At 71.6% G+C, this 23219-nt stretch carries 24 protein-coding genes; 16 read left to right on the forward strand and 8 right to left on the reverse strand.

The window, feature by feature from the left end:
• Nucleotides 1–2: 2 nt before the first annotated feature.
• On the forward strand, nt 3–557 hold the full coding sequence (locus ACFOX0_RS23340) for a response regulator (protein ID WP_377549630.1): 555 nt from the start codon (nt 3–5) through the stop codon (nt 555–557).
• Between the two features lie 638 nt (nt 558–1195).
• Nucleotides 1196–1516 carry a hypothetical protein gene (locus tag ACFOX0_RS23345; RefSeq protein WP_377549632.1) on the forward strand — a complete coding sequence of 107 codons (321 nt, stop codon included), beginning with the start codon at nt 1196–1198 and terminating at the stop codon, nt 1514–1516.
• Between the two features lie 34 nt (nt 1517–1550).
• Here the strand turns inward: ACFOX0_RS23345 and ACFOX0_RS23350 are convergent, their stop codons facing one another.
• The 3 genes from ACFOX0_RS23350 to ACFOX0_RS23360 all read right to left on the reverse strand — a co-directional run bounded on the left by ACFOX0_RS23350 (nt 1551) and on the right by ACFOX0_RS23360 (nt 4684).
• Nucleotides 1551–2303, reverse strand: coding sequence for a hypothetical protein (locus tag ACFOX0_RS23350; protein WP_377549634.1), 753 nt, complete (start codon nt 2301–2303; stop codon nt 1551–1553).
• 134 nt (nt 2304–2437) lie between these two features.
• The gene (locus ACFOX0_RS23355) at nt 2438–3799 is read right to left on the reverse strand and encodes a hypothetical protein (protein ID WP_377549636.1); all 1362 of its coding nucleotides are present in this window, start codon (nt 3797–3799) and stop codon (nt 2438–2440) included.
• Between the two features lie 549 nt (nt 3800–4348).
• Nucleotides 4349–4684: an STAS domain-containing protein gene (locus ACFOX0_RS23360; RefSeq protein WP_377549638.1), complete on the reverse strand. Its 336-nt coding sequence runs from the start codon at nt 4682–4684 to the stop codon at nt 4349–4351.
• Nucleotides 4685–4805: 121 nt separating this feature from the next.
• Between ACFOX0_RS23360 and hemL the strand changes: the two genes are divergently transcribed.
• The 6 genes from hemL to ccsB are packed head-to-tail and all read left to right on the forward strand — an operon-like array spanning nt 4806 to nt 11096.
• Nucleotides 4806–6155, forward strand: coding sequence for a glutamate-1-semialdehyde 2,1-aminomutase (hemL, locus tag ACFOX0_RS23365; RefSeq protein WP_377549640.1), 1350 nt, complete (start codon nt 4806–4808; stop codon nt 6153–6155).
• A 4-nt stretch (nt 6156–6159) separates the two neighbouring features.
• Nucleotides 6160–6807: a histidine phosphatase family protein gene (locus ACFOX0_RS23370; protein ID WP_377549642.1), complete on the forward strand. Its 648-nt coding sequence runs from the start codon at nt 6160–6162 to the stop codon at nt 6805–6807.
• On the forward strand, nt 6807–7382 hold the full coding sequence (locus ACFOX0_RS23375) for a TlpA family protein disulfide reductase (RefSeq protein ID WP_377549644.1): 576 nt from the start codon (nt 6807–6809) through the stop codon (nt 7380–7382). Before ACFOX0_RS23370 ends, ACFOX0_RS23375 begins: the two co-directional genes overlap by 1 nt.
• A complete protein-coding gene (locus ACFOX0_RS23380) occupies nt 7382–8326 on the forward strand; it encodes a cytochrome c biogenesis CcdA family protein (RefSeq protein ID WP_377549646.1) in 945 nt (314 codons plus the stop codon). The genes ACFOX0_RS23375 and ACFOX0_RS23380 overlap by 1 nt, the downstream gene beginning before the upstream one ends.
• Nucleotides 8326–10071 carry a cytochrome c biogenesis protein ResB gene (resB, locus tag ACFOX0_RS23385; RefSeq protein ID WP_377549648.1) on the forward strand — a complete coding sequence of 582 codons (1746 nt, stop codon included), beginning with the start codon at nt 8326–8328 and terminating at the stop codon, nt 10069–10071. Before ACFOX0_RS23380 ends, resB begins: the two co-directional genes overlap by 1 nt.
• A gap of 23 nt (nt 10072–10094) precedes the next feature.
• Nucleotides 10095–11096 (forward strand): c-type cytochrome biogenesis protein CcsB, encoded by a 1002-nt coding sequence (gene ccsB / locus ACFOX0_RS23390; protein ID WP_377549829.1) that lies wholly within the window; start codon nt 10095–10097, stop codon nt 11094–11096.
• Nucleotides 11097–11102: 6 nt separating this feature from the next.
• On the opposite strand, the gene ACFOX0_RS23395 is transcribed toward ccsB, so the two are convergent.
• The gene (locus ACFOX0_RS23395; RefSeq protein ID WP_377549650.1) at nt 11103–12329 is read right to left on the reverse strand and encodes an FAD-dependent monooxygenase; all 1227 of its coding nucleotides are present in this window, start codon (nt 12327–12329) and stop codon (nt 11103–11105) included.
• Between the two features lie 77 nt (nt 12330–12406).
• On the opposite strand from ACFOX0_RS23395, the gene ACFOX0_RS23400 reads away from it, so the two are divergent.
• Nucleotides 12407–13141 carry a TetR/AcrR family transcriptional regulator gene (locus ACFOX0_RS23400; RefSeq protein ID WP_377549653.1) on the forward strand — a complete coding sequence of 245 codons (735 nt, stop codon included), beginning with the start codon at nt 12407–12409 and terminating at the stop codon, nt 13139–13141.
• 9 nt (nt 13142–13150) lie between these two features.
• Here ACFOX0_RS23400 and ACFOX0_RS23405 read toward each other — a convergent pair whose 3' ends face one another.
• Nucleotides 13151–13936 carry an esterase/lipase family protein gene (locus ACFOX0_RS23405; RefSeq protein ID WP_377549655.1) on the reverse strand — a complete coding sequence of 262 codons (786 nt, stop codon included), beginning with the start codon at nt 13934–13936 and terminating at the stop codon, nt 13151–13153.
• Nucleotides 13937–14139: 203 nt separating this feature from the next.
• On the opposite strand from ACFOX0_RS23405, the gene ACFOX0_RS23410 reads away from it, so the two are divergent.
• Nucleotides 14140–15600, forward strand: coding sequence for a menaquinone biosynthesis decarboxylase (locus ACFOX0_RS23410; protein WP_377549657.1), 1461 nt, complete (start codon nt 14140–14142; stop codon nt 15598–15600).
• On the forward strand, nt 15600–16505 hold the full coding sequence (gene mqnP / locus ACFOX0_RS23415; protein WP_377549659.1) for a menaquinone biosynthesis prenyltransferase MqnP: 906 nt from the start codon (nt 15600–15602) through the stop codon (nt 16503–16505). Before ACFOX0_RS23410 ends, mqnP begins: the two co-directional genes overlap by 1 nt.
• Before the next feature lie 111 nt (nt 16506–16616).
• Here mqnP and ACFOX0_RS23420 read toward each other — a convergent pair whose 3' ends face one another.
• Entirely contained in the window at nt 16617–17192 is a 576-nt protein-coding gene (locus ACFOX0_RS23420) for a TetR/AcrR family transcriptional regulator (protein ID WP_377549661.1), read from the reverse strand.
• A 128-nt stretch (nt 17193–17320) separates the two neighbouring features.
• Between ACFOX0_RS23420 and ACFOX0_RS23425 the strand changes: the two genes are divergently transcribed.
• Both ACFOX0_RS23425 and ACFOX0_RS23430 read left to right on the forward strand, forming a co-directional pair.
• Nucleotides 17321–18526, forward strand: a complete 1206-nt coding sequence (locus ACFOX0_RS23425; RefSeq protein WP_377549663.1) for an FAD-dependent monooxygenase — start codon at nt 17321–17323, stop codon at nt 18524–18526.
• Nucleotides 18527–18643: 117 nt separating this feature from the next.
• The gene (locus tag ACFOX0_RS23430; protein WP_377549665.1) at nt 18644–19273 is read left to right on the forward strand and encodes a UbiX family flavin prenyltransferase; all 630 of its coding nucleotides are present in this window, start codon (nt 18644–18646) and stop codon (nt 19271–19273) included.
• A 105-nt stretch (nt 19274–19378) separates the two neighbouring features.
• Here the strand turns inward: ACFOX0_RS23430 and ACFOX0_RS23435 are convergent, their stop codons facing one another.
• Nucleotides 19379–19651, reverse strand: coding sequence for a BldC family transcriptional regulator (locus tag ACFOX0_RS23435; protein ID WP_377549667.1), 273 nt, complete (start codon nt 19649–19651; stop codon nt 19379–19381).
• Between the two features lie 248 nt (nt 19652–19899).
• On the opposite strand from ACFOX0_RS23435, the gene ACFOX0_RS23440 reads away from it, so the two are divergent.
• From ACFOX0_RS23440 to ACFOX0_RS23450, 3 genes are all read left to right on the forward strand, one after another.
• Complete coding sequence (locus ACFOX0_RS23440; protein WP_377549669.1) at nt 19900–20358, forward strand: Lrp/AsnC family transcriptional regulator; 459 nt, start codon at nt 19900–19902, stop codon at nt 20356–20358.
• 103 nt (nt 20359–20461) lie between these two features.
• Nucleotides 20462–21295 carry an SDR family oxidoreductase gene (locus ACFOX0_RS23445; protein ID WP_377549671.1) on the forward strand — a complete coding sequence of 278 codons (834 nt, stop codon included), beginning with the start codon at nt 20462–20464 and terminating at the stop codon, nt 21293–21295.
• Between the two features lie 21 nt (nt 21296–21316).
• Nucleotides 21317–22408, forward strand: a complete 1092-nt coding sequence (locus tag ACFOX0_RS23450; RefSeq protein WP_377549673.1) for a PLP-dependent cysteine synthase family protein — start codon at nt 21317–21319, stop codon at nt 22406–22408.
• Nucleotides 22409–22462: 54 nt separating this feature from the next.
• Here the strand turns inward: ACFOX0_RS23450 and ACFOX0_RS23455 are convergent, their stop codons facing one another.
• Nucleotides 22463–23098 (reverse strand): putative glycolipid-binding domain-containing protein, encoded by a 636-nt coding sequence (locus ACFOX0_RS23455; RefSeq protein ID WP_377549678.1) that lies wholly within the window; start codon nt 23096–23098, stop codon nt 22463–22465.
• Between the last annotated feature and the right edge of the window lie 121 nt (nt 23099–23219).

Below are 23219 nucleotides of genomic sequence, written 5' to 3' on the forward strand. Positions count from 1 at the left end.
GCGTGAGTGAGGTCGCCAGGGCGCTGCTGGTGGACGACCGGCGGGAGAACCTGCTGGCGCTGGAGGCCATCCTGCAAGGGCTGCCGGTCCAGTCGGTGGCGGTCGAGAGCGGGGAGGCGGCGCTCAAGCAGCTGTTGGTGGACGACTTCGCGGTGATCCTGCTCGACGCCCAGATGCCGGACATGGACGGGTTCGAGACCGCCAGCCACATCAAACGTCGCGAGCGCACCCGGCACGTACCGATCATCTTCCTCACCGCGGCGGACCGGGACGCGCAGCTCGCCCTGCGCGGTTACGCGGTCGGCGCGGTGGACTACCTGACCAAGCCGTTCGACCCGTGGGTGTTGCGGGCCAAGGTGTCGGTCTTCGTCGACCTGTGGGAGAAGGGCCGTCAGTTGACCGCCCAGACCGCCGCGGCCCGGGAGCGGGACGCGCAGTGGCGGGCCCTGAACGAGGCGGTCGACGCGGCCGCCGCGATCCTGCGGTCGCCCGAGCCGGACGCCCGGCAACGGGCGCTGGAACTGCTGGAGCAGGCCCGCTGGGGCACCGGCGGCTGAGCCGCCCGCTCGGCGCTCCGCCCGACCGGTCCACCAGAGCCCGCCGATCAGGGGTATGGCAGGCTCGCCTTCGAGCAGGTGGGCGCGGAGGCCCGTAGGCGGCGCGGGCTGACCCGGTTGTTCACCACCTGGGAGCCGGGGGAGGGCGGAGCGGTTCTACCTGCGGCTCAGATTCCGGTCGACGGGGAGCAGGGCAGTGGCCAGACCGCCGGCGAACTCGACCTCGCCGACGTCGGATATCGCTACGGGTGCGTAACCGTTAGAGCTGAGAATCGTTCATCCAGAACGTGAAGAGAATGAGCGAGCGCTCGGTGCCGCCGCTGATGGTGCACAGCTGGTGGGACACCTGTTCCCCAATGAACCGGTTCCGCCACAGGCCCGGCCGTGTCACGATTGCAGGGCGGGAGGCGTGGACCGGTGACACGACCTCGTCACGCTAAGGGCGGCGCCTATGAAGGCTTGCTGAAGGAGGCGGAGACGGCTGGTTGGACCGTCACAGGCGGGGGAAACAAGCACTTCAAGCTCAAGTGCCCGAACCCGTGCAAGTGCATGAAAACCATGTCAACAACGCCATCCGACCCGAATTACCTGCGTAACATACGGGCGCAGCTCAAGCGAGTGACTTGTTGGGAGGACAGATGAAGATCGAGATTCGTCTCGCTGCCGAGATGACCTTCGTCGCCGACCCGGAGGGCACCGACGAGCAGTTTGAGGCATTCCTGGACGAGGTGATGGACCAGCTGACTGCCATCGGCCGGGAGGACGTTGACCTCGCAGCAAGGCTGACCGATCGATACGCTGAGTTCGAGACTACGGTTGAGGCGACTGACTTCAGCATCGCGGGTGCGGGTTTCATGATGGATCTGCGCACGGCCCTGCACGCGGCCGGTTGCAACACCGCAGACTGGCCCCGGTACGCGCCAAGCCACCAGCACGTACGGGAACTGCAAGGAGCCTGACACCGCGCGGCCCGGCCCGTTTGCCGGCCGATCCTCACTGCCAGGCGGCGTAGACGGCGGTGGCGTCGTCGCTGCGCTTGTTGCGTGCCCACTTCGTGCAGGACGGGTCGGCGGCCTCGATGGCGCGTACCCTGCGGATCAGCTCGGTAGGACCGTGCTGGTCCAGAACGTCGAGCACCCCGGGCCAATCGAGCACTCCGAACAGGGCCACCAGGCGGGCAGCACCGTCGGTCAGCACGGCGACGCGTCGAACGCTGTCAAGCGGAACCTTCCCCACGAGGGCCTGCTGAGCCGCTGACACATCCGCGGCTGCCACCCAGAACCCGCCGGGTTGGTTGCGAGCGGCCAGCTCGGCGTGCTTCATCCGCAGCAGTGCCGCTTGCTTCTCGGCCGACCCGAACGGGTGACGATCCGCCTCCTCCCGTTCGGCTCGGGCCGTCCTGTCCACCCGATCGTCGGTGATGACCCGAATGCCGTCGACGGTATCGATGAGCATCGTCACGTCACCGAGCGCCAGGTACTCCAACGCGGTGTCCTTGAGCCTCAGCATGGCCGTGGCCGCCGAGGGTGTGCCGGGGTGGCTGAGGTCGCAGGTGTCTCGGTGCTGGTTGGCCGTGAACCGGATGCCGTTCGTCAGCGCATCGACCAGTTCAGAATCGCGGTCGGCGGCCAGCCCGGCGAGTGCTGAGCCGAGCTTGGCGACGTACCAGGCAATGCCGTGCGCGCAGCCGGTGCCGGTGCGGGCGGTAGCGCCGTCCAGGACGACCATCAGGTTCTCGCTGGCCATCGTCCAGTCCTCGTTTGGCGATGGGGGGTTACCTGCCTCGGAGGCGGTCACTAAATACATCAGGCAACGCCCTTGTGTATGGAATGAGCAGGGACATTACAGGTCTGATGCTGGATGGGTGCCCGGTCGTCAGGTCAAGCGGCAAGTCCTAGCAGTTCCTGCGCCCGGGAGTTGAAGCGCTGAACCTCTGGGACAGTGCCGTGAGGCCCCATCCTGTGCTGAAGGTCGCGCACGGCGGCGACGCAACGGGTGGAATTCACCGACACGGCAAGATCCACGACGCGGATGCCTTTCGAGGCCGCCGATTCGACGTCGTCGCGCATCAGATCGCCCACCGCCAGAGCGGCATGGCTGAGCGCACCTCTGCGTGCTCGGCCTCGCCGGCTCGCCTCCTGCGCGGACTCACGCGCGAACCGTTCCAATTGGTCAACCTGTTCAAGGTCGCGGAAACAGTGAGCGGCCTCTCCGAACAGGTAGGGTGCGTCGATGTATTTTGCCCACTCCGGCTCGTCCGCGTGTACGACCTGGTCGAGGGTTTTCTCAGCGCGGGAAACGGCCCGACTGGCTTCGGTCTTCTCGCCCAGTGCCGCAAGCGCTCGGGCCTCCAATATGTGCAGGTCGGCAAGGCATGCCGCTGACTCGGCCTCGGCAAGTCCGCGGCGGCCGGCTCGCGCGAGCATCAGTGCTTCCTGCGGATGCCCGAGCAGATTCGCCTGATCGGACATGCCCGCCAGGACGTGTGCTCCCAGTGCTACCGCGCCGGACGCCTGAGCCAGATGCAGCGCCTGGATCAAATACCGCTGGGCGAGGCCGTGTTCGCCGTCGTCGTAGGCCATCCACCCGATGAGGTACGCCAGTTCCGCGGACGCCTCGAAGAGCGCCAGCTCGACCGCTCGTTGGTGGTCGCGCTTCAACAACGGGACGACGTAGCTGCTCATGTATTCGAGTAAGGCGGTGCGGGCATGCCCACCGCCACGCATGACATCCATCTCCTGGAACAGCGCGAACATGTCGCGCATACCGGCGACCTGCCGCATGCCGACCTGTCGCGGTCCACGTTCGGTGCTCATCTCGTCAAGTGCGGCGAGCAGCCAGTCGCGGCTCGGTGCCCCCAGGGCGGCCAGCACGAAAGGTACCTTGATGATGTGCCGACGATTCGTGTCTGCCTTGCCGAGATCGATGATGGTCTCCGCAGTGTCGAGTGGGCTGCCTCCGTAGGAAAGACCACGTGCGGCTAGCGTCTCTTCTTCCAGCATTCCGAAATCGCTCGGAGAGACTCGGCGACCCAGACGCTCCGACAGGGCCCGAGCTATGAAATTCGGAACCGGGGAGCGAGGGCGTTCTCCCTTCTTGACCCACCGGTTCACGGCCGTGTAGTCGTACCGGAGTGCTTTTCCTTCGCCTGCGGCCAGGTCGTTCACCCGGCGGGCCAGTCCGGCCCAGGACCAGTGAGCCTCGTTGATCAGTGCGGCAAGGCGGTCGTTCGGTTCGCTCATCGCAGCCCCTCCTCATCTCGGAGCCTACGTGGTCCGTCGATGAATGGAACCCCTCATAGGGGCGGCCGTATTTCACACGGGTATTCACATGGTGCCGTGTGTGGTTGGGGCAGGTTTTCTGAACTTCGCCGAGGCCGGCGCATCCGTTTCCTGACCGAGAGGACCACACGATGCTTGTCCAGTCTGCTGCCCATACCGCCATCGCATCGACGATCAACGCCGTTCGACCGCCGCGTCTCAACTGCGTCGGGTACTGCCAGCATTGCGGCGAGCACGGCTGCTCATCCACTGCCTGTGTCACAGCCTGGGAAGCGGCCAGATGGATGCCGTGCGACCGCTGCGGCGGTCACGGCTACGACCCCGTCACGATCCGGCCCTGCGCCTGTTACCTCGGTGTCGTCCAGGTCGACACCACCGAGGTGGTGGCAGCGCCGGCCGGGTCGCGGTGAAGGCGTGGCGGTCGCGGTGTGGGGCCGTGCGTCCAGAAAACCGTCCAGACCACCACAGCGATCAGGTAGTGGCTCTGACCAGAATTATGAAACGCGCGTCCTAGCTCGCGGACTGCTCGTTGCGGATCATCAGCGCCGACCGGAGGCCGGTGATGTCCAGCACCCGGAGCAGGAAGTCGCCCACGTTGGTCAGGACCAGCAGGCTCTGCGCGCGACTGGCCTTCCGGCTGAGCACGACCAGGGTGCCGAGCCCCTGGGAATCACAGAAGGTGACCCCCTCCAGGTCCAGCACGATCCGGGTCGGCGAATCGCCGAGTGCCTCGTTCACCACGTTCGACAACTGGGCGGCGGTGAGCATGTCGATCTCGCCGGCGAGAACGAGCCACACCTCGTCGGCCGTACGCCGTACCGCGATGGTCAGCTCCGCACGCTCCACCCGGTCAGCGTATCGCGATCTAGCGGACCGGGCCCGTCGAGGCGCTCGGGTGCGTCGCCGGAACGTGAGCCCGGTAACCCGGGCAGGGGTGGCTCGGCCGGCCGGTCGCGGCGCTGACAGAATGGGTAGCACCGTGTCTGAGATCAGCTCCGCCGGCTCCGGCCCGTACGCTGCCGCCGCACCGGCCTCCGAGGCTCTTTTCGACCGCGCCCGCGCCATCGTGCCGGGCGGGGTCAATTCCCCCGTACGCGCCTTCCGGGCGGTCGGCGGGACCCCACGCTTCATGGTTCGCGGGTCCGGCCCGTGGCTGTTCGACGCCGACGGTCGGCGCTACGTCGACCTGGTGTGCTCCTGGGGTCCGCTGCTGCTCGGGCACGCCCACCCGGCGGTGGTCGAGGCGGTGCAGACCGCCGCCGCGGCCGGCACCAGCTTCGGCGCGCCCACCCCCGGCGAGATCGACCTCGCCGCCGAGATCGTCGACCGGACCCCGGTCGAGCAGGTACGGCTGGTCAACTCGGGCACCGAGGCGACCATGTCCGCCATCCGGCTGGCCCGGGGCTGCACCGGCCGTTCCAAGATCGTCAAGTTCGCCGGTTGCTACCACGGTCACGTGGACGCGCTGCTCGCCGCGGCCGGCTCCGGGGTGGCCACGCTCGGCCTGCCCGACTCGCCGGGCGTCACCGGCGCCGCCGCGAGCGAGACGATCGTGCTGCCCTACAACGACGTGGCCGCCGTGGAGGCCGCCTTCGCCGCCGAGGGGCCGCACATCGCGGCGATCATCACCGAGGCCGCCGCCGGGAACATGGGCGTGGTCGCGCCCCGGGACGGTTTCAACCAGGCCCTGGCGCGGATCGCCCACGCGTACGGCGCGCTGCTCATCGTCGACGAGGTGATGACCGGGTTCCGGGTCTCCCGCGGCGGCTGGGCGGGACGTGAACCGGTGGACGCCGACCTGTTCACCTTCGGCAAGGTGATGGGCGGTGGACTGCCCGCGGCGGCGTTCGGCGGCCGGGCCGAGATCATGGCCCGGCTCGCCCCGGCCGGACCGGTCTACCAGGCCGGCACGCTGTCCGGGAACCCGCTGGCCTGCGCCGCCGGGCTGGCCACCCTGCGGTTGGCCGACGACGCGCTGTACCGGCGCCTGGACGAGACGGCCGCCGTGGTCAGCAAGCTGGCGAGCGACGCGCTGGGCGCCGCCGGGGTCCCGCACCGGGTGTCGTACGCGGGGAACATGTTCTCGGTCTTCTTCACCGACGCGGACGTGGTCGACTACGACACCGCGCGCGGCCAGGACGTCCAGGCGTTCAAGGCGTTCTTCCACGCGATGCTCTCCGCCGGGGTCTACCTGCCGCCGAGCGCGTTCGAGGCATGGTTCATGTCAGCGGCGCTGGACGACGCCGCGCTGGAACAGCTCGCCGCGGCGCTGCCCGGGGCGGCGCGGGCCGCGGCGTCGGCCGGTAACGGGGGGTAGGCAGGTGGCCAGTACCGTCGTGCACGTGCTGCGGCACGGGGAGGTCTACAACCCGACGAAGATCCTCTACGGTCGGTTGCCCGGTTTCCGGCTCTCCGAGCTGGGTGTCCAGATGGCCAAGGCGGCCGCGCAGGCGCTGGCCGACCGGGACGTCACGCACGTCGTGGCCAGCCCGCTGGAGCGCGCGCAGCAGACCGCCGAGCCGATCGCGGCGCAGTTCGGCCTGCCGGTCGGCGTCGACGAGCGCCTGATCGAGAGCGCGAACTGGTTCGAGGGCAAGCGGGTGTCGCCCGGCGACGGTTCGTTCCGGGACCCGCGCAACTGGTGGGTGATGCGCGACCCGCTGACCCCGTCCTGGGGCGAGGCGTACACGGTCATCGCCGAGCGGATGTTCGCCGCGCTGCACGCCGCCCGGGTGGCGGCGGAGGGCCGGGAGGCCGTCTGCGTGTCGCACCAGCTGCCGATCTGGACGCTGCGCCGGTACGTCGAGCGCAAGCGGCTCTGGCACGACCCGCGCCGGCGACAGTGCGGGCTGGCCAGCCTGACCTCGTTCCACTTCGACGGTGCCAAGATCGTGGGAATCGGCTACACCGAACCGGCGGCGCACCTGGTCGCCATGTCACCCACCGGCCGGACGGCCAAGGGCGCCTGATGACGCCCTGGCGCGCGCTCGCGGCCGTGACCGCCGCCCTCGTCGCGACGGCGGCCCTGACCGGCTGCTCGGGCGGCGGGGAGAAGTGGTCCGACCGGTGCGACACCACGCCGGACGGAATCATCCAGTGCGCCCCCGACAAGCGGCCCGCCCCGCCGAAGATCTCCGGTGAACTGCTCGACGGCACCGGGTACGACATCGGCACCGACCGCGGCAAGGTGGTGGTGGTCAACTTCTGGGGCTCCTGGTGCGCGCCGTGTCGCGCCGAGGCGGCCGACCTGGAGGCGGTCCACCAGGCCACCAAGGGCGCCGGCGTCGCGTTCCTCGGCGTCAACGTGCAGGACGGCCGGGACGCGGCCAAGGCGTTCGAGCGCGGCCGGGTCACGTACCCGAGCCTGTTCGACCCGGCCAGCCGGATAGCCCTCGCCTTCGAGGTGCCGCCGAACTCCACCCCGGCAACCGTTGTGCTGGACCGCGCGGGCCGGATCGCGGTGGTGATCCGGCAGGCGGTGCGGGAGCCCATGCTGCGGCCGATCGTGGACCGGGTCGCGGCCGAGCCGACGGCGTCGAGCTGATGGGCGACACCTTCCGGGAGCTGGCCGAAAACGGACCGCTGCTGCTGGCCATCGGCGCGGCGGCCCTCGCCGGGCTGGTCAGCTTCCTGTCCCCGTGCGTACTGCCGTTGGTGCCGGGCTACCTGTCGTACGTGACCGGGCTGGCCGGCGCCGACCTGGAGGGCCGCCCGGTGCGCGACCGGACGGGGGCGTCCGGCTCGTCCACCCGGACGGCGGTGGGCACCGCCGACCCGGGTTCCGGCGGTGAACCGACCTCCGACGGTGCGACGAGGCTGGCGGTCAGGTCGTCCGTCGACGCGCCGCCGGTGCCGGTCGGTCCCGGTCCGGCGGTGCCGAACGCGCCGGCCGGGTTCGTCACCCGGACCGTCAAGGGTCGGGTGCTGGCCGGGACCCTGCTGTTCATCGCCGGCTTCACCACCGTCTTCGTGCTCACCGCGGTGCTGGTCGTCAACGTCGGTACCGCACTGTTCGTGCACCGCCGGACGGTGGAGATCGTCGTCGGCGCGTTGATCATCATGCTCGGACTGGCCTTCCTCGGCCTGGTGCCCGGCACCCAGCGCGAGTTTCGGATCCACCGGCTCCCGGCGGCCGGCCTGCTCGGCGCCCCGGTGTTCGGCGCGGTCTTCGCGTTGTCCTGGGTGCCCTGCGTCGGTCCGACCCTGGGCGCGGTGCTCGGGATGGCGGCGGTCAGCGGGCGGACCGACCGGGCGGTGGTGCTGGCGGTGGCCTACTGCCTCGGCCTGGGCCTGCCCTTCGTGATCTTCGGGCTCGGGTTCCGGCGGTTGCTCGGGGTCTTCCGGGTGGTGCGGCGCAACAGCCGGTGGGTCACCCGGATCGGCGGGGCGCTGCTGATCCTCATGGGGCTGGCCCTGGTCACCGGCGGCTGGCAGAGCTTCGTCATCTGGCTGCAGACCACCGTCGGCGTCGGTGAGGTGGGCATCTGATGACAGACCTGCGGGACCGGGCGACGACGAGCGCTCCGGACACGCCGCCGCGCCGGCCCAATCCCCTGCTGGCGCTGCTGCGCAACTCGTGGCGGCAACTGACCAGCATGCGTACGGCGCTGGTGCTGCTCTTCCTGCTCGCCGTGGCGGCCATCCCGGGGTCCCTGCTGCCGCAGCGCGGCGTCAACATCGAGAAGGTCAACGCCTGGCAGGTCGACCATCCGGACCTGTTCCCGGTGCTCAACCGGATCGGCGCCTTCGAGGTGTTCGCCTCGCCGTGGTTCTCGGCGATCTACGTCCTGCTGTTCACCTCGCTGGTCGGCTGCATCGTCCCCCGGGTGCGCGACCATCTTCGGGCGCTGCGTACCCCGCCACCGGACGGACCGCGGCGGCTGGACCGGTTGCCGCAGCACGCCGTGCTGTCCGACCCCGCCGGCACCACCGCCGCCGGCACCGACCCCGCCGGCACCGCCGCCGAGGCGGGCTCGACCGCGCCGGCCGGTGCGGTCGCGGCGCCGGGCGACCCGGTCACCGCCGAGCGGCTGACCGAGATCGCGGCGCTGCTGCGCCGCCGGCGCTGGCGGGTGGTGGTGCGCGGCACCACCGTCGCCGCCGAAAAGGGCTATCTCAAGGAGACCGGCAACCTGGTCTTCCACCTGTCGCTGATCGTGGTGCTGGTCGGCGTCGCGCTCGGCTCCTGGTACGGCTGGCACGGCAACAAGCTGCTGGTCGCCGGCCCCGACAAGGCATTCTGCAGCACCCTCCAGCAGTACGACGAGAGCGGCCTCGGCCCCCGGGTCGACGACACCGACCTCGCGCCGTTCTGCCTGGAGCTGACCGACTTCCAGGCGCGTTACCTGCCCACCGGGCAGCCCGAGTGGTTCAAGGCCAGCGTCAAGGTCGACCAGGACGGGGGCCCGGCCCGGGCGGCCGACTTCTCGGTCAACTCGCCGCTGCGGCTGGACCGGGCCAACGTCTACCTGCTCGGCCACGGCTACGCCCCGGTCATCCGCTACACCGACCGCAACGGCGAGTCGCAGACCCGGGTGGCGCCGTTCCTGACCAACGACGGGATGCTGACCAGCCAGGGCGTCGCCCCGTTCCCGGACGTCAATCTCGACCCGCGCACCGGCGCCCGGGACCTGAACCAGCAGGTCGCCTTCGAGGGCCTCTACCTGCCCACCGCGCCGGACTCCCCGCCGTACATCCGGTCGACCTACCCGGCCGAGCGGTCGCCGCTGCTGACCTTGATCGCCTTCCGGGGCAACCTGGGCCTGGAGGCCGGCATCCCCGGCTCGGTCTACCAGCTCGACCAGCGCCAGGTCACCAGCGGCAAGCTGAAGCAGATCGGCACGAAGGCGCTGCGGCCGGGCGAGGCGTGGAAGCTCGACGACGGTACGACCGTGGAGTTCCTCGGCACCCGGCAGTACGTGACGCTCGCCGTCCGGTACGACCCGAGCGAGGGCATCGTGCTGGCCGGGGCGGTGGTGCTGCTGGCCGGGCTGATGCTCTCGCTGACCGGCCGACGCCGCCGGGTCTGGTTCCGGGCGATCCCGGCGAATCCGGCCGGCCCCGGTCCGGCCCCCGAGGGTGGATCAACGACGGGCCGTAGTAGCTTGATCGAGGCCGGTGGGTTGCCGCGCACCGACTATTCCGGGTTCGCCGACGAGTTCGCCCAGCTCGTCGCCGCCGTCGAACGCGGCGGCGCGCCTCCAGAGGCACCGCACGAGGAGGAGAAGAACTGATGGCCGCACCCTCCGACCAATTTATTGCCGCACTCTCCGACCAGCTTCTGGTGGTCGCGATCTTCGCGTACCTGATCGCCATGGTCTGCCACGCCGCCGAGTACGCCTTCGGCAACCGCGGCCTGGTGGGTCGTACGGCGGTGCGCCGCGCGCCGGCCCGCGAACTTGTCGGCGCCGCCATCGGCGGCGTGGACGACGCGGCCGCGCCGGTGGCCGGGGCGCCCGTGCCGGTGGCACCGGCCGGTCCGACCGGCTCGGACCGGACCGCCCTGCTCGCCGGTCGGGCCGCGGTGGCGCTGACCGGGCTGGGCCTGCTGGTGCACCTCGGCGTGCTGGTCACCCGGGGCATCGCGGCCGACCGGATGCCGCTGGGCAACATGTACGAGTTCATCCTGTCGGCGACCTTCGTCGGCGTGATCGCCTGGCTGGTGCTGCTGACCCACCGGCCGGACCTGCGGCACCTGGGCATCTTCGTGGTGCTCGCGGAGGTGCTGCTGCTGGGCGTCGCCGGGCTGGTGGTCTACAGCCCGATCGTGCCGCTGGTGCCGGCGCTCAACTCGTACTGGTTCGTCATCCACATCACCTCGGTGGTGCTCTCCTCGGGCCTGTTCCTGCTCGGCGCGGTACCGGCGATCATGTTCCTCATCCGCAACGGCTACGAGCAGGGCCGGCGCGGCTTCCCGTACCAGTTGGGGCGGCGGGCGCCGGCGGCGGTCGCGCTGGAGCGGCTGACCTTCCGGGTGCACACCATCGCGTTCCCGATCTGGACCTTCGGCGCGCTGATCGCCGGGCCGATCTGGGCCGAGGCCGCCTGGGGCCGGTACTGGGGCTGGGACCCCAAGGAGATCTGGGCGTTCGTCTCCTGGGTCGTCTACGCCGGTTACCTGCACGCCCGGGCCACGCCGAGCGTCAAGCGCAACGTGGCCACCTGGCTGGCGGTGCTCGGCTTCGTCACCATGCTGATGAACCTGTTCGGCGTCAACCTGTTCATGTCCGGCCTGCACTCGTACGCCGGCGTGGAGTAGGCCCGGTCAGCGGGCCGGGTCGACCGCGCCGGCGTCGGCCGCCACCAGCGCCGGGTAGTCGGGCAGGGCCTGGTCGGTGGCGAGGGCGCCGGTGTGCCGGATCATCGACCGCTGCACCACCGGGCGACTGAGCAGCCGATCCCGTAGCCACAGGCCCCACCCGGTCCGCGGGGCCAGGAACTTCCCCGGGCTGGCCCCCTTCTGCCAGCGGGCCGCGTAGCCGCGCATCCGTCGCTCGTACGCGGCGAACGCCCGCCGGTGGTCACCGCCCGCGACCGCCAGCTCGCCGGCCAGCACGTACGCGCCGACCAGGCCGGTGCCGACGCCCATCCCGCCGAGGGTGACACCCCACGCGGCGTCACCGAGCAGCGCGATCCGGCCGGTGTGCCAGCGCGGCACCGTCACCCGGGCGATCGAGTCGAAGTACAGCTCGGTCGTGTCCCGCAGGCCGGCGAGCAGCCACGGCACGTGCCAACCCAGACCGGCGAACGCGTCGTTGATCATCTTCCGCTGGCGGGCGAGGTCGGGCCAGTCACCGACCGGCGGTGACCCGGCGAACACCACGAACGCCGTGGCCCGGTCCGGATCCCACTGGTCGGCGGACACCCCGGCCAGCCGCCCGGGCACGTTGTACTGCCGGCCGAGGGTGTCCAGCCCACGGTCGTTGGGCAGGTCCCAACCGGCCAGGTAGTGGCCCAGGTGGCGGAGGTAGCGCTCGGGCGGGCCGAAGGCGAGCCGACGTACCCCGGACCGCAGGCCGTCCGCGCCGACCACCAGGTCGTAGGTGCGCGGGCCGGACCGCTCGAACTCGACCCGGACGCCGTCGGCGGTGTCGGCCAACGCGGCGATCCGGTCGCCGAAGACGTACTCCGCGTGGTCGGCGCTGTGCGCGTGCAGCACCCGGGACAGGTCCCGCCGGTAGACCTCCAGGTCGCCGCCAGCGAACGCGGCGGGCAGCCGCCAGATCTCCCGGCCGTCGGCGTCGACCCGGCTCATCGCCCCGGCGTGGGTCTGCACCGCCCGCAGCTCGTCGAGCACGCCCATCCGGCCCAACAGCCCGAGGTGGGTGGGGCCACGGAAGTCGACCGCGAAGCCGCTGGTGCGCAGGGCCGGCGCCGCCTCCACGACCGTGGTCGTGGCGCCGTACCGGGTCAGCCACCAGGCCAGGGCCGGACCGGCCACGCCGGCACCGGAGACGAGAACGCGCAGGCCGCGCAGGGTGGGGGTGAACATGGTGGCCCTCTCTAAACTGTATCCCTCAGATACAGAGTACTGTAGACACAGTTTCGGCTCAGGAACAAGGGGGCGCGATGGATCCGGAGGCGTACCGGGCGGCGAGCGCGCTGCTCTGGGACGGGCGCGGCGGACCTCGGCGCGGCCCGCGACCCACGCTCAGCCTGGCGACCATCGCCCGGGCCGGGGTCGCGCTCGCCGACGCCGACGGACTGCCGGCGGTCACCATGCAGGCCGTCGCCGAGGCGCTCGGCGTCACCAAGATGGCCCTCTACCGGTACGTCCCCGGCAAGGCCGAACTGGTCGCCCTGATGGTCGAGACGGGAATGGGCGACCCGCCGCCGCTGGATACCGGCGCCGGGTGGCGCGGCCGGCTCGACGGCTGGGCACGCGAGCTGTGTGCCCGGTTCCTCGCGCATCCGTGGAGCCTCGCCGCCACGGTTGGTGTCCGCCCGATGGGCCCGAATGAACTGGCCTGGTTGGAATCGGCGGTGGCGGCGCTGGACGGCACCGGCCTGCACGGCGGGGAACGGCTCGACGTGGTGGTGACCCTGACCGGGCACGTCCGTAGCCTGGCCGAGCAGGTGGTCGCCGTCGGCACCGGTACGCCGGAGGCGGGCATGGCCGACGCGCTCGGCGCCCTGCTGGCCGGCCGGGCCGACCGGTTTCCGGCGTTGGCCGCGGCCCTGGCGTCCGCCGCCGCGCACGCCGCCCACGACCAGGCCCTCGACGTCGGCCTCGGACTCATCCTGGACGGCGTCGACCTGCTCGTCACCCGGAGGCGGGCGGCGGACGGCCGGCGGGCAAACTGACCCGGCAGCTCAGACGGCGAAACAGTTCGGTTGGACCGGAGCATCCGCCAGGGCGCTGCGGATCACGGTGTAGGTGGTGCCGTCGAGGACCAGGCCGAGATGACCCACCACCCGCAGCGGGCAGTACGCCTGGATCAGGACGTTGCTGACGCCGTCGGCCAGCGTCGCGTTGTCCACCGGGCGGACCAGTTCGTCCTGCACGGTCCGGACGGTGGTGTACCGCACCGCGCCCGGTGTGTCGTCGCCGGCGTTCAGGTCGGCGAGGAAGGCCGAGCCGATCGTCATCTGCTGGCAGGCCACCACGCCCGCGCACGAGCCGAGGCCGAGGAACTGCAGGATGTTTGCCACGTAGGTGCCGTAGTGCGGGCTGCCCAGGCTGATCCACCGCTCGACGTCGGCGGTGCCGCCGAGGTGCTTGAGGTAGTACCGGGAGACCAGGCCGCCCTCGGAGTGCCCGACCAGGTCGACCTTGCCGAACCCGTTCGCCGAGCGCAGCCCGGTCAGGTAGTCGCGGAAGGCGCGGGCCGAGGCCGGGATGTCGCCGAGCCCGAGCCCGGGCAGTTGGTAGATGAAGACCCGGTAGCCGTCGGCCCGCAGCCGGGCGGCCAGCGGCTCGTAGGCGACCGCGACGCCGCTGAGCCCGCCGACCAGGACGACGGGATTGCGCCCGGCGGCGGTGGCGGAAGTCGTGGTGGTGGGGGTCGTGGGGACGGGTGCGGCCGAGGCGGCGGCCGGTAGGGCGAGGGAGGCGGTGGCGGCGACCGTGACGGCGGCCAGGATCTTTCGGAGCAGCATGGCTGCCCTCCATGGGGGTGGAGGCCCGCCGGTGGCGGGGAGACGGGGGTGGCAGCCGATCGATCGGTGACATCATGATGCTTGTAACAATGCGGCAACGTCAATGAAAAGTTACGCCCGAGTAACTGGACGACTGGCGACGCCGTCGTGACGTCCGGCACCCGGCCGGGGCGGGTGCTCGGGTGGTGCGGGAGACTGGGGTCATGGCGCCCCGTGGCTTCCCGTACACCGATCTCAAGGACTTCCTCACCGCGCTGGAGCGGGCGGGGGAGCTGCGCCGGGTGACGGTGCCGGTCGACCCGACGCTGGAGATCAGCGAGATCGTCACCCGGACCGTCCGGGAGGGCGGCCCGGCGCTGCTGTTCGAGCGGCCCACCCGGGGCGAGATGCCGGTGGCGATCAACCTGTTCGGCACCGAGAAGCGGATGGCGATGGCCCTCGGGGTCGACCGGCTCGACGAGGTCGGTGACCGGATCGGCGCGCTGGTCAAGCCGGAGCTGCCGGTCGGCTGGTCCGGCATCCGCGAGGGCCTGGGCAAGGTGATGCAGCTCAAGTCGGTGCCGCCGCGCAAGGTGCGGACGGCACCCTGCCAGCAGGTGGTCTACCGGGGCGACGACGTGGACCTGGGCCGGCTGCCCGGCCTGCAGGTCTGGCCCGGCGACGGTGGGATCTTCCACAACTACGGGCTGACCCACACCAAGCATCCGGAGACCGGCAAGCGCAACCTTGGCCTCTACCGGCTCCAGCAGCACTCCCGTAACACCCTCGGGATGCACTGGCAGATCCACAAGGACTCCACCGCCCACCACGCGGTCGCCGAGCGACGCGGCGAGCGGCTGCCGGTGGCGGTGGCGATCGGCTGCGACCCGGTGGTCAGCTACGCGGCCTCGGCGCCGCTGCCCAGCGACATCGACGAATACCTGTTCGCCGGCTTCCTGCGCGGCGAACGGGTGGAGATGGTCGACTGCCTCACCGTGCCGCTGCAGGTGCCGGCCCAGGCGCAGATCGTGCTGGAGGGCTACCTGGAGCCGGGCGAGCGGCTGCCGGAGGGCCCGTTCGGCGACCACACCGGCTTCTACACGCCGGTCGAGCCGTTCCCGGTGCTGCACGTCGAGACGATGACCATGCGGCGGGACCCGATCTACCACTCGATCATCACCTCGCAGCCGCCGCAGGAGGACCACGGCCTGGGCAAGGCCACCGAACGGATCTTCCAGCCGCTGCTCAAGCTGCTGATCCCGGACATCGTCGACTACGACCTGCCGGCGGCCGGGGTGTTCCACAACTGCGCGATCGTGTCGATCCGCAAGCGCTACCCGAAGCACGCCCAGAAGGTGATGAACGCCATCTGGGGCGCGCACCTGATGTCGCTGACCAAGCTGATCGTGATCGTCGACGAGGACTGCGACGTGCACGACTACAACGAGGTCGCCTTCCGGGCGTTCGGCAACGTGGACTACTCCCGCGACCTGCTGCTCACCGAGGGGCCGGTCGACCACCTGGACCACGCGTCGTACCAGCAGTTCTGGGGTGGCAAGGTGGGCGTGGACGCGACCCGCAAGTTGCCCACCGAGGGTTACACCCGGGGCTGGCCGGAGCAGATGGTGATGTCGCCCGAGATCCGGTCCCTGGTGGACAAGCGCTGGAAGGAGTACGGCATCTGATGGCGACAGCCGTGCAGGAGCGACCCGGCCGGGTCACGTCCTTCCTCAAGCTGGTGGCGATCGAGCACTCGGTCTTCGCGCTGCCGTTCGCCTACCTCTCCGCGTTCACCGCCATGCTGGTGGACGGCGGGCGGGTGCGGTGGCTGGACCTGTTGCTGATCACGATCGCGATGGTCGGTGCCCGTACCTTCGCGATGGCCGCCAACCGGATCATCGACCGGCGGATCGACGCGCGGAACCCCCGTACCGCCGGGCGGGAACTGGTCACCGGGGCGGTGAGCGTCCGGACGGCCTGGACCGGCGCGGCGGTGTCGCTTGTCGTGTTCCTGGCCGCGGCGGCGGCGCTCAATCCGCTGTGTCTGTTCCTCGCCCCGCTCGCCGCGGTGCCGCTGGTGGTCTACCCGTACGGCAAGCGGTTCACCGACTGGCCGCACGCCATCCTGGCGCTGGCCCAGGCCGTCGGGCCGGTGGGCGCCTGGCTCGCGGTGACCGGCACCTTCGCCGGCTCCGGACCGGCCTGGCTGCTCGGCGCGGCGGTGGGCCTGTGGATCGGCGGCTTCGACCTGATCTACGCGTGCCAGGACGCCGAGGTCGACCGCCGGATCGGGGTACGCAGCGTGCCGTCCCGGTACGGCCTGCGGTTCGCCCTGCACGCCTCCACCGTCGCGCACGTGGTCACCTTCGGGCTGTTCGTCTGGTTCGGCGCGGTGGTCGGGCTCGGGTGGCTGTGGTGGGTCGGATTGCTGCTGACCGCGGTTGCCTTCGGCTACCAGCACGTCGTGGTCACCCCGACCGACCTGTCCCGGGTGAACCGGGCGTTCTTCACCGCCAACGGGTTCGTCGGCATCGTCCTGTTCGCCTTCGCCCTGCTCGACCTGGTCGTCCGCCTCGACCTGCGCCCCTGACGTCTGCCCCGCCGCCCGCCGGCCTGGCCCTGCGGCCGAGTTGGGGAACCTGATTGTCGTCCGGACAACACTGAGATTCCCCAGCCCTGACCGGTCAGCGACGGGCGGTGGTCAGCTCAGGTCGGTGGCGACGGCGCGGAGCGCCTCGACCAGATCGTGACCGGACGGCGCGGTCTCCGGATCGACCAGATGCTGCACCAGTACGCCGGTCAGCAGGGCCTGGTAGAGCGACCCGACCCGGCGGGCGCGCTCCGGGTCGACCGCCGGGTCCAGCCCGGCGAACAGTTCGGCCATGCCGTGCCGGGCCGCGGTCATGCCCGGGACGAGCTGTTCCCGCAACTCCGGTACGTGTTCGGCGGCGCTGACCATCTCCAGCTGGGTGACCCACAACCGGCGCTGCTCGTCGAACGAGCGGATGATCCAGGACCAGCCGCGTTCGAGTCGTTCGGCCGCCGGTGCGTCGGTCGTCACCGCCCCGGTCAGGGCACCCGTCAATTCCTCCCCCCACTCGGCCATCGCCTCGAAGAGAGCGGCGTTGAGCAGGGCCTGCGTGGTCCGGAAGTGGTAGCCGATGGCGGCCAGGCTGGTGCCGGCGGCGGCGGCGATGTCCCGCGCCGTGGTGCGGGCATATCCCTTCTCCATCAGGCACTGTTTCGCCCCGGCCAGCAGGTCCTCGCGATTTCCCATGATCCGATCCTAGCGGTTCCTGGCACGGCCGTCTTGCACAATCGTGCTAGACATCCGTCTGATTCGTCTCTACAGTCGTCCACACCGGGCGGTCGTCCCGGGCTCTCCGGGCGGACGAGGGGTGCGCGATGCGGAACCGAAATGTGTTGATCTCCGGGGCCGGCGTGGCCGGCCCGGCGCTGGCCTGGTGGCTGCGTCGGTACGGCTTCGCCCCGACGGTCGTGGAGCGGGCGCCGACGCTCCGGGACGGCGGTTACAAGATCGACATCCGGGGGGTCGCGCTGACCGTGGTGGAGCGCATGGGCCTGCTCGACGAGATCCACGCCAACTCCACCGACGTGCGCACGGCCTGGTTCGTGGACCGGACCGGACGCGGGATCGCCGAGATGGACGCCGCCCTGTTCGGCGGACGGACCGGCGCCGACGTCGAGATCATGCGAGGTGACCTGGGCCGGCTGCTGCACCGGGCCACCCGGTCGGACGTGGAGTACCTGTTCGACGACTCGGTCACCGCCCTGGTCGACCGGCCGGACGGCGTCGAGGTGGCCTTCGAACGGGCCGCCGCACGCCGGTTCGACCTGGTGATCGGCGCCGACGGCGTGTACTCGACGGTGCGCTCGCTGGCCTTCGGACCGCACGAGATGTTCGTCCGCGGCCTCGGCCACTACGTGTCGATCTTCACCGTGCCGAACCATCTCGGGCTGGACCGCGAGGAGCGGCTGTACGCCGAACCCGGCCGTACCGTCAACGTCTACAGCACCCGGCAGGACACCGCCGCGAAGGCGCTGTTCCTGTGGGCCTCCGACCCACTCGGCTACGACCGGCGGGACCTCGACCGGCAGCGGGACCTGCTTGCCGCGGCGTTCGCCGGGGCGGGCTGGCAGGTGGACCGGCTGCTCGCCGCCCTGCCGGACGCGCCGGACTTCTACTTCGACCCGGTCAGCCAGGTGCACGTCGACCGGTGGCACGCCGGCCGGGTCGCGCTGCTCGGCGACGCCGGTTACGGCGCCTCGCCGGCCTCCGGCCAGGGCACCGGCCTGGCGCTGGTCGGGGCGTACGTGCTCGCCGGCGAGCTGGCCGCGGCCGGCGGCGACCACCGCACGGCGTTCGCCCGGTACGACGGCGCGCTGCGGGACTTCGTCGCCCGTAACCAGGCGCTCGCGCCGAACAACCTCCGGGGCATGGTGCTTCGCTCCCGCGCCGGCGTCTGGGCCAGCACCCGGATGATCCGGCTGATGCCGCACCTGCCCGGCCGGGACCGGATGGTGCGCCGGGTCACCGAACCGATCCGGCGCGCCGCCTCCGGCATCGAGCTGGCCGACTACCCGGCCTGAACCCTCGGTCCGAGTCAGCCCGGCGCCGGGTGACCCCGGTCCCTCGGCTGCGCCGGCCCGGACCGGATCCGGGGGTCGGCCGGCAGCCGGGACGGCGGACAGGGCAGGCTTGACGGCATGCGCAGGCCATGGGTGGTGGGGGTGTCCGGAGCATCGGGTACGCCGTACGCGGCGGCGGTGATCCGGGGCCTGCTGGACGCCGGCGAGCCGGTCGACCTGGTGGTGTCCCGGGCGGCCCGGCTGACCATCCTGGACGAGACCGGCGGCCCGTTGCGGGACGCCCACTGGCGGGCCGACCTGTCCGGCTGGCTCGGTCGGGAGCTGACCGACGCGGACGTGTCGTACTGGCCGGCCGGCGACCTGGCGGCCGGGCCGAGCAGCGGGTCCTACCCGGTACGGGGGATGGCCGTGGTCCCGGCGAGCACGGCTGCCTGCGCGGGCATCGCCATCGGCCTGTCCAAGGATCTGCTCCAGCGGGCCGCCGAGGTGAACCTCAAGGAGCGACGCCCGGTGGTGGTGGTGCCCCGGGAGACCCCGGTCACCCGCAGCCATCTTGAGCACCTGATCGCCCTGCACGACGCCGGGGCGGTGGTGCTGCCGGCGAGTCCGGGCTTCTACGGCGCGGGAGCGGCGGCGAGCGCCGCCCAGTTGATCGATTTCGTGGCCGGCAAGGTGCTCGACGCCCTGAAGGTGGAGCATTCGTTGTTCCGCCGCTGGTCCGGCGAACTCGGCGCCGCCCGGCCCTGAGCCCGTCGGGTGGGGCGGGGACCGGCGCCTGGAGATCGCGCCGGCCGGTTCGGCGCGGGTGCCGGACGGCGGGGGGCCGACCGGAGATCCGGCTGCCGGACCGGCTCAGTACAGCCCGGCGTTCATGGGATTCGGGCCGCCGGAGTTCGCCGGACCCGCGTTGCGCGGCCGGTCGGTGACGCCCTCGTCGACCTCGTCGAGCATGCCCTCGCCCTCCAGCAGTGCCCGTACCTCGGACTCCCGGAAGCGCCGGTGACCTCCCGGCGTGCGAATGCTTCCGATCCGACCCGCGGCCGCCCATCGGGTGACGGTCTTCGGATCTACGCGAAACAGTGCAGCAACTTCGCCCGGCGTCAGTAGACGATCTCCAGTATCCACAGCCCCCTCCTCGCGTTGACGAAGCCCCCGGACTGGTAAGAATGCCCCCCGGACAAGTGCCTGCCAGAGCGTTCGTTAGGGACGTACGGCAATTGAAACACCGCTGGCGGGGCGTGTCCCCAAAACGCGAAAACGTACTCGTTGTGAAGCCGGTTCGGTCCTTTTGTGGCCATTTCCACCGTTTCATGTTACGGTCCGGCGGGCTGCCTCGCCGGGCGTGTCGCCGACCCGACTAGGCTCTCGGGTCAGTGGACGCCATCGACCTCAGCCTCGTTGACCTGCTGCGTGGAAACGCCCGGCTGTCGTACGCCGAGTTGGCCCGGCAGGTCGGGCTCTCCGCGCCCGCCGTGCACGAGCGGGTCGGCAAGCTGGAGTCCGGCGGCGTCATCCGGGGCTACCGGGCCGACGTCGAACCGGAGTCGATCGGACTCGGGGTGACCGCCCTGATCGGCATCGTGCAGGACTCCGGCGGCGACACCGAGGACGTCCTGGAGGCGTTCCGGGCGATGCCCGAGATCGAGTCCTGCTATTTCATGGCCGGCGTGGAGTCGTTCCTGCTGAAGGCCAAGGTCGGCACCATCGCCGAGCTGGAGCAACTGATCAACCGGCTGAACCGGACGGCCGGCGTGGCCTCCACCCGGACCGCGGTGGCGCTGTCGACCAAGTGGGAGAACCGCCCGCAACCGCTCGCCCCGCCGCCCGCCTGAGCGTCCGGTCAGCGACGCGCCCACCCCGGCGGCTCCCGGCCCGGCACGACGCCGCCCAGGGTCGTCAGGACGTCCCGGGCGGTCGCACCGGTAGGGTGCCGCCATGACGACACCGTCGCGCCCGGGTACGGCCGTGGTCACCGGCGCCGCCGGTGGGCTCGGCCGGGCGATCGCCGCCGCCCTGCACGCCGACGGGTGGCAGGTGCTGCTGACCGACGTGGACCCGACCGCCGTGGCCGCGGCGGCCGTACCGCTGGGCGGATGGAGCGGCCCGCTCGACGTTCGGGACGAGGCGGCCTGCGCGGCGGTCGCCGCGCGGGCGGCGGAGCGCGGCCGGCTCGGGCTCTGGGTCAACAACGCCGGCATCCTCGCCACCGGTCCCTCGTGGACCCAGGACGCCGCCACCCGGCGCCGGATCGTCGAGGTCAACGCGCTCGGCGCGATGAACGGCACGCTCGCCGCGCTGGACGTGATGCGCCGCCAGGGCGCCGGCCACGTGCTCAACGTGGTGTCCCTGGCCGGGCTGGTCGCCGCCCCCGGCGAGACGGTCTACGCGGCCAGCAAGCACGCCCTGATCGCCTTCAGCCTCGGCACCCTGGCCGACCTGCGGGCCGCCGGCGTCCGGGACGTACACGTCTCGTGTCTGTGCCCGGACGGGATCTGGACGCCGATGCTGCACGACCGGCTGGACGACCCGGGCGCCGCCGCCTCGTTCACCGGCACCCTGCTGAGCGCCGAGCGGGTGGCCGCCCGGGCGGCCCGGCTGGCCCGCCGGCCCCGGCCGGTGGTGACCGTGCCGCGCTGGCGCGGCGCCCAGGTACGGCTGCTCGACGCGCTCCCCGGCCTGGCGATCCGGCTGACCCCGGTCGTGCTCGCGGTCGGCCGGGCCGGGCAGCGCCGGCAGCGCCGCCGGCTGACCGGCGGACCGCGAACCTGAGCGGGTTGCTAGTTTCTGCTGATGACGCACGTCGACCGGTATGACGACGCCGCCCGGGCCTGGGTGACGGAGGCGATCGCGACGGTCGAGGCGGACGCCAACCGCTCGGCCGACACCCACCTGCTGCCGTTCCCGCTGCCCCGGGAGTGGGGGATCGACCTCTATCTGAAGGACGAGTCGGTGCACCCCACCGGGTCGCTCAAGCACCGGCTGGCGCGCTCGCTCTTCCTGTACGGCCTGTGCAACGGCTGGATCGGCCCGGACACCACCATCGTGGAGGCGTCCTCCGGGTCGACCGCGGTGTCCGAGGCGTACTTCGCCCGGATGCTCGGGGTGCCGTTCATCGCGGTGATGCCGGCCGCCACCTCGGCGGAGAAGATCGCGTTGATCGAGTTCCAGGGCGGCCGGTGCCACCTGGTCGACGACCCCGCCCGGGTGGTCGTCGAGGCCCGCTGGCTGGCCGAGGACCGCGGCGGTCACTTCATGGACCAGTTCACCTACGCCGAGCGGGCCACCGACTGGCGGGGCAACAACAACATCGCCGAGTCGATCTACCACCAGATGCGACTCGAACGGCACCCGGTGCCGGCCTGGATCGTGGTCGGCGCGGGCACCGGCGGCACCAGCGCCACGATCGGCCGGTATGCCCGCTACCAGCGGCTGCCGACCAAACTGTGCGTGGTCGACCCGGAGAACTCCGCGTTCTACCCGGCCTGGCAGGCCGCCGACTGGACGGTGACCACCGGACGAGGCTCGCGGATCGAGGGGATCGGCCGGCCCACCGTCGAGGCGTCGTTCCAGCCGACGGTGGTCGACCGGATGATCCAGGTGCCCGACGCCGCCTCGATCGCCGCCATGCGGGCCGCCAGCAAGGTGCTCGGTCGCCGGGTGGGCGGATCGACCGGCACCAACCTGTGGGGCGCCTTCGGGCTGATCGCGCAGCTGCTCGCGGCCGGCCGGACCGGTTCGGTGGTGACGCTGCTCTGCGACGGGGGCGAGCGGTACGCCGGCACGTACTTCTCCGACGACTGGGTGGCCGGGCAGGGTCTGGACCTCGCCCCGCATCTGTCCACCGTGGAACGCTTCCTGACCACCGGCGACTGGCCGGCCTGACCCGGGCCGGTGTCCGACCGGCCCGGCCCGGGGCGCCCGGGTGGCGGGTGGGGCTCAGGACGGCGGGTGGTCGGCGCGGCGGGCCAGCCCGGGATAGCGCACGACGTACCCGTCCGGGTCGAGGTCGAGGTCGGCGGTGAAGCGACCACTGGCGAACCGGACCGAGGTGCCGCCGAGCGGGGTGTAGACCTGCTCGGCCGGCAGCACCTCCAGGCTCGGCAGCCGCACGAAGGCCATGGTCAGCCGGTGCGCCTGACCCGGCTCGGCGCCGAGCAGCCCGAGTCGCCGTACCGGCAGGGTGTTGAACAGCGGCGCGCCGTACAGGTCGATGTCGAGCGCGGCCTCGAGCCGGTCCGGTTCCTCGGTGCCGGGCAGGCCGGCGCCGGGCGCTCCGGCGGCGGCGAGCGCGGCGTCCAGGTCGCCCACCTCGCCGGTGCTGGCCCGCCAGCGACCGCTGGCCCGTTCCAGGCGCAACGTCCGCAGCCAGCCGGCGCCCTCGACGCTGACCTCCAGCCGCAACGCCGCCCAGTTCTCGTCGGTGGCCAGATCGTAGCGGCAGGTGTAGGGAATCGGGTCGACCGCGGGCGCGACGCCCCGGGCGGTGAGGCCGTGCCGGTCGTCGAACAGCACGTGGTCGGTGCCGGTGGTGTCGGTGCGGGCCCAGAGCAGGGACTTCGGCATGGTCGCCATGGCCCGTGACGCTACCGGCGTCGCCGACCTGCCGCACGCGAACAGGCCAGGCGGCAACAGACCGCCCGAACCGGGCGTCAGGACGGGGTCGACACGTCGGGAGCCAGGTCCTGCGACCGGG

Source organism: Micromonospora zhanjiangensis (genome assembly GCF_042650605.1).
Classification (GTDB): Bacteria; Actinomycetota; Actinomycetes; order Mycobacteriales; family Micromonosporaceae; genus Micromonospora_J; species Micromonospora_J zhanjiangensis.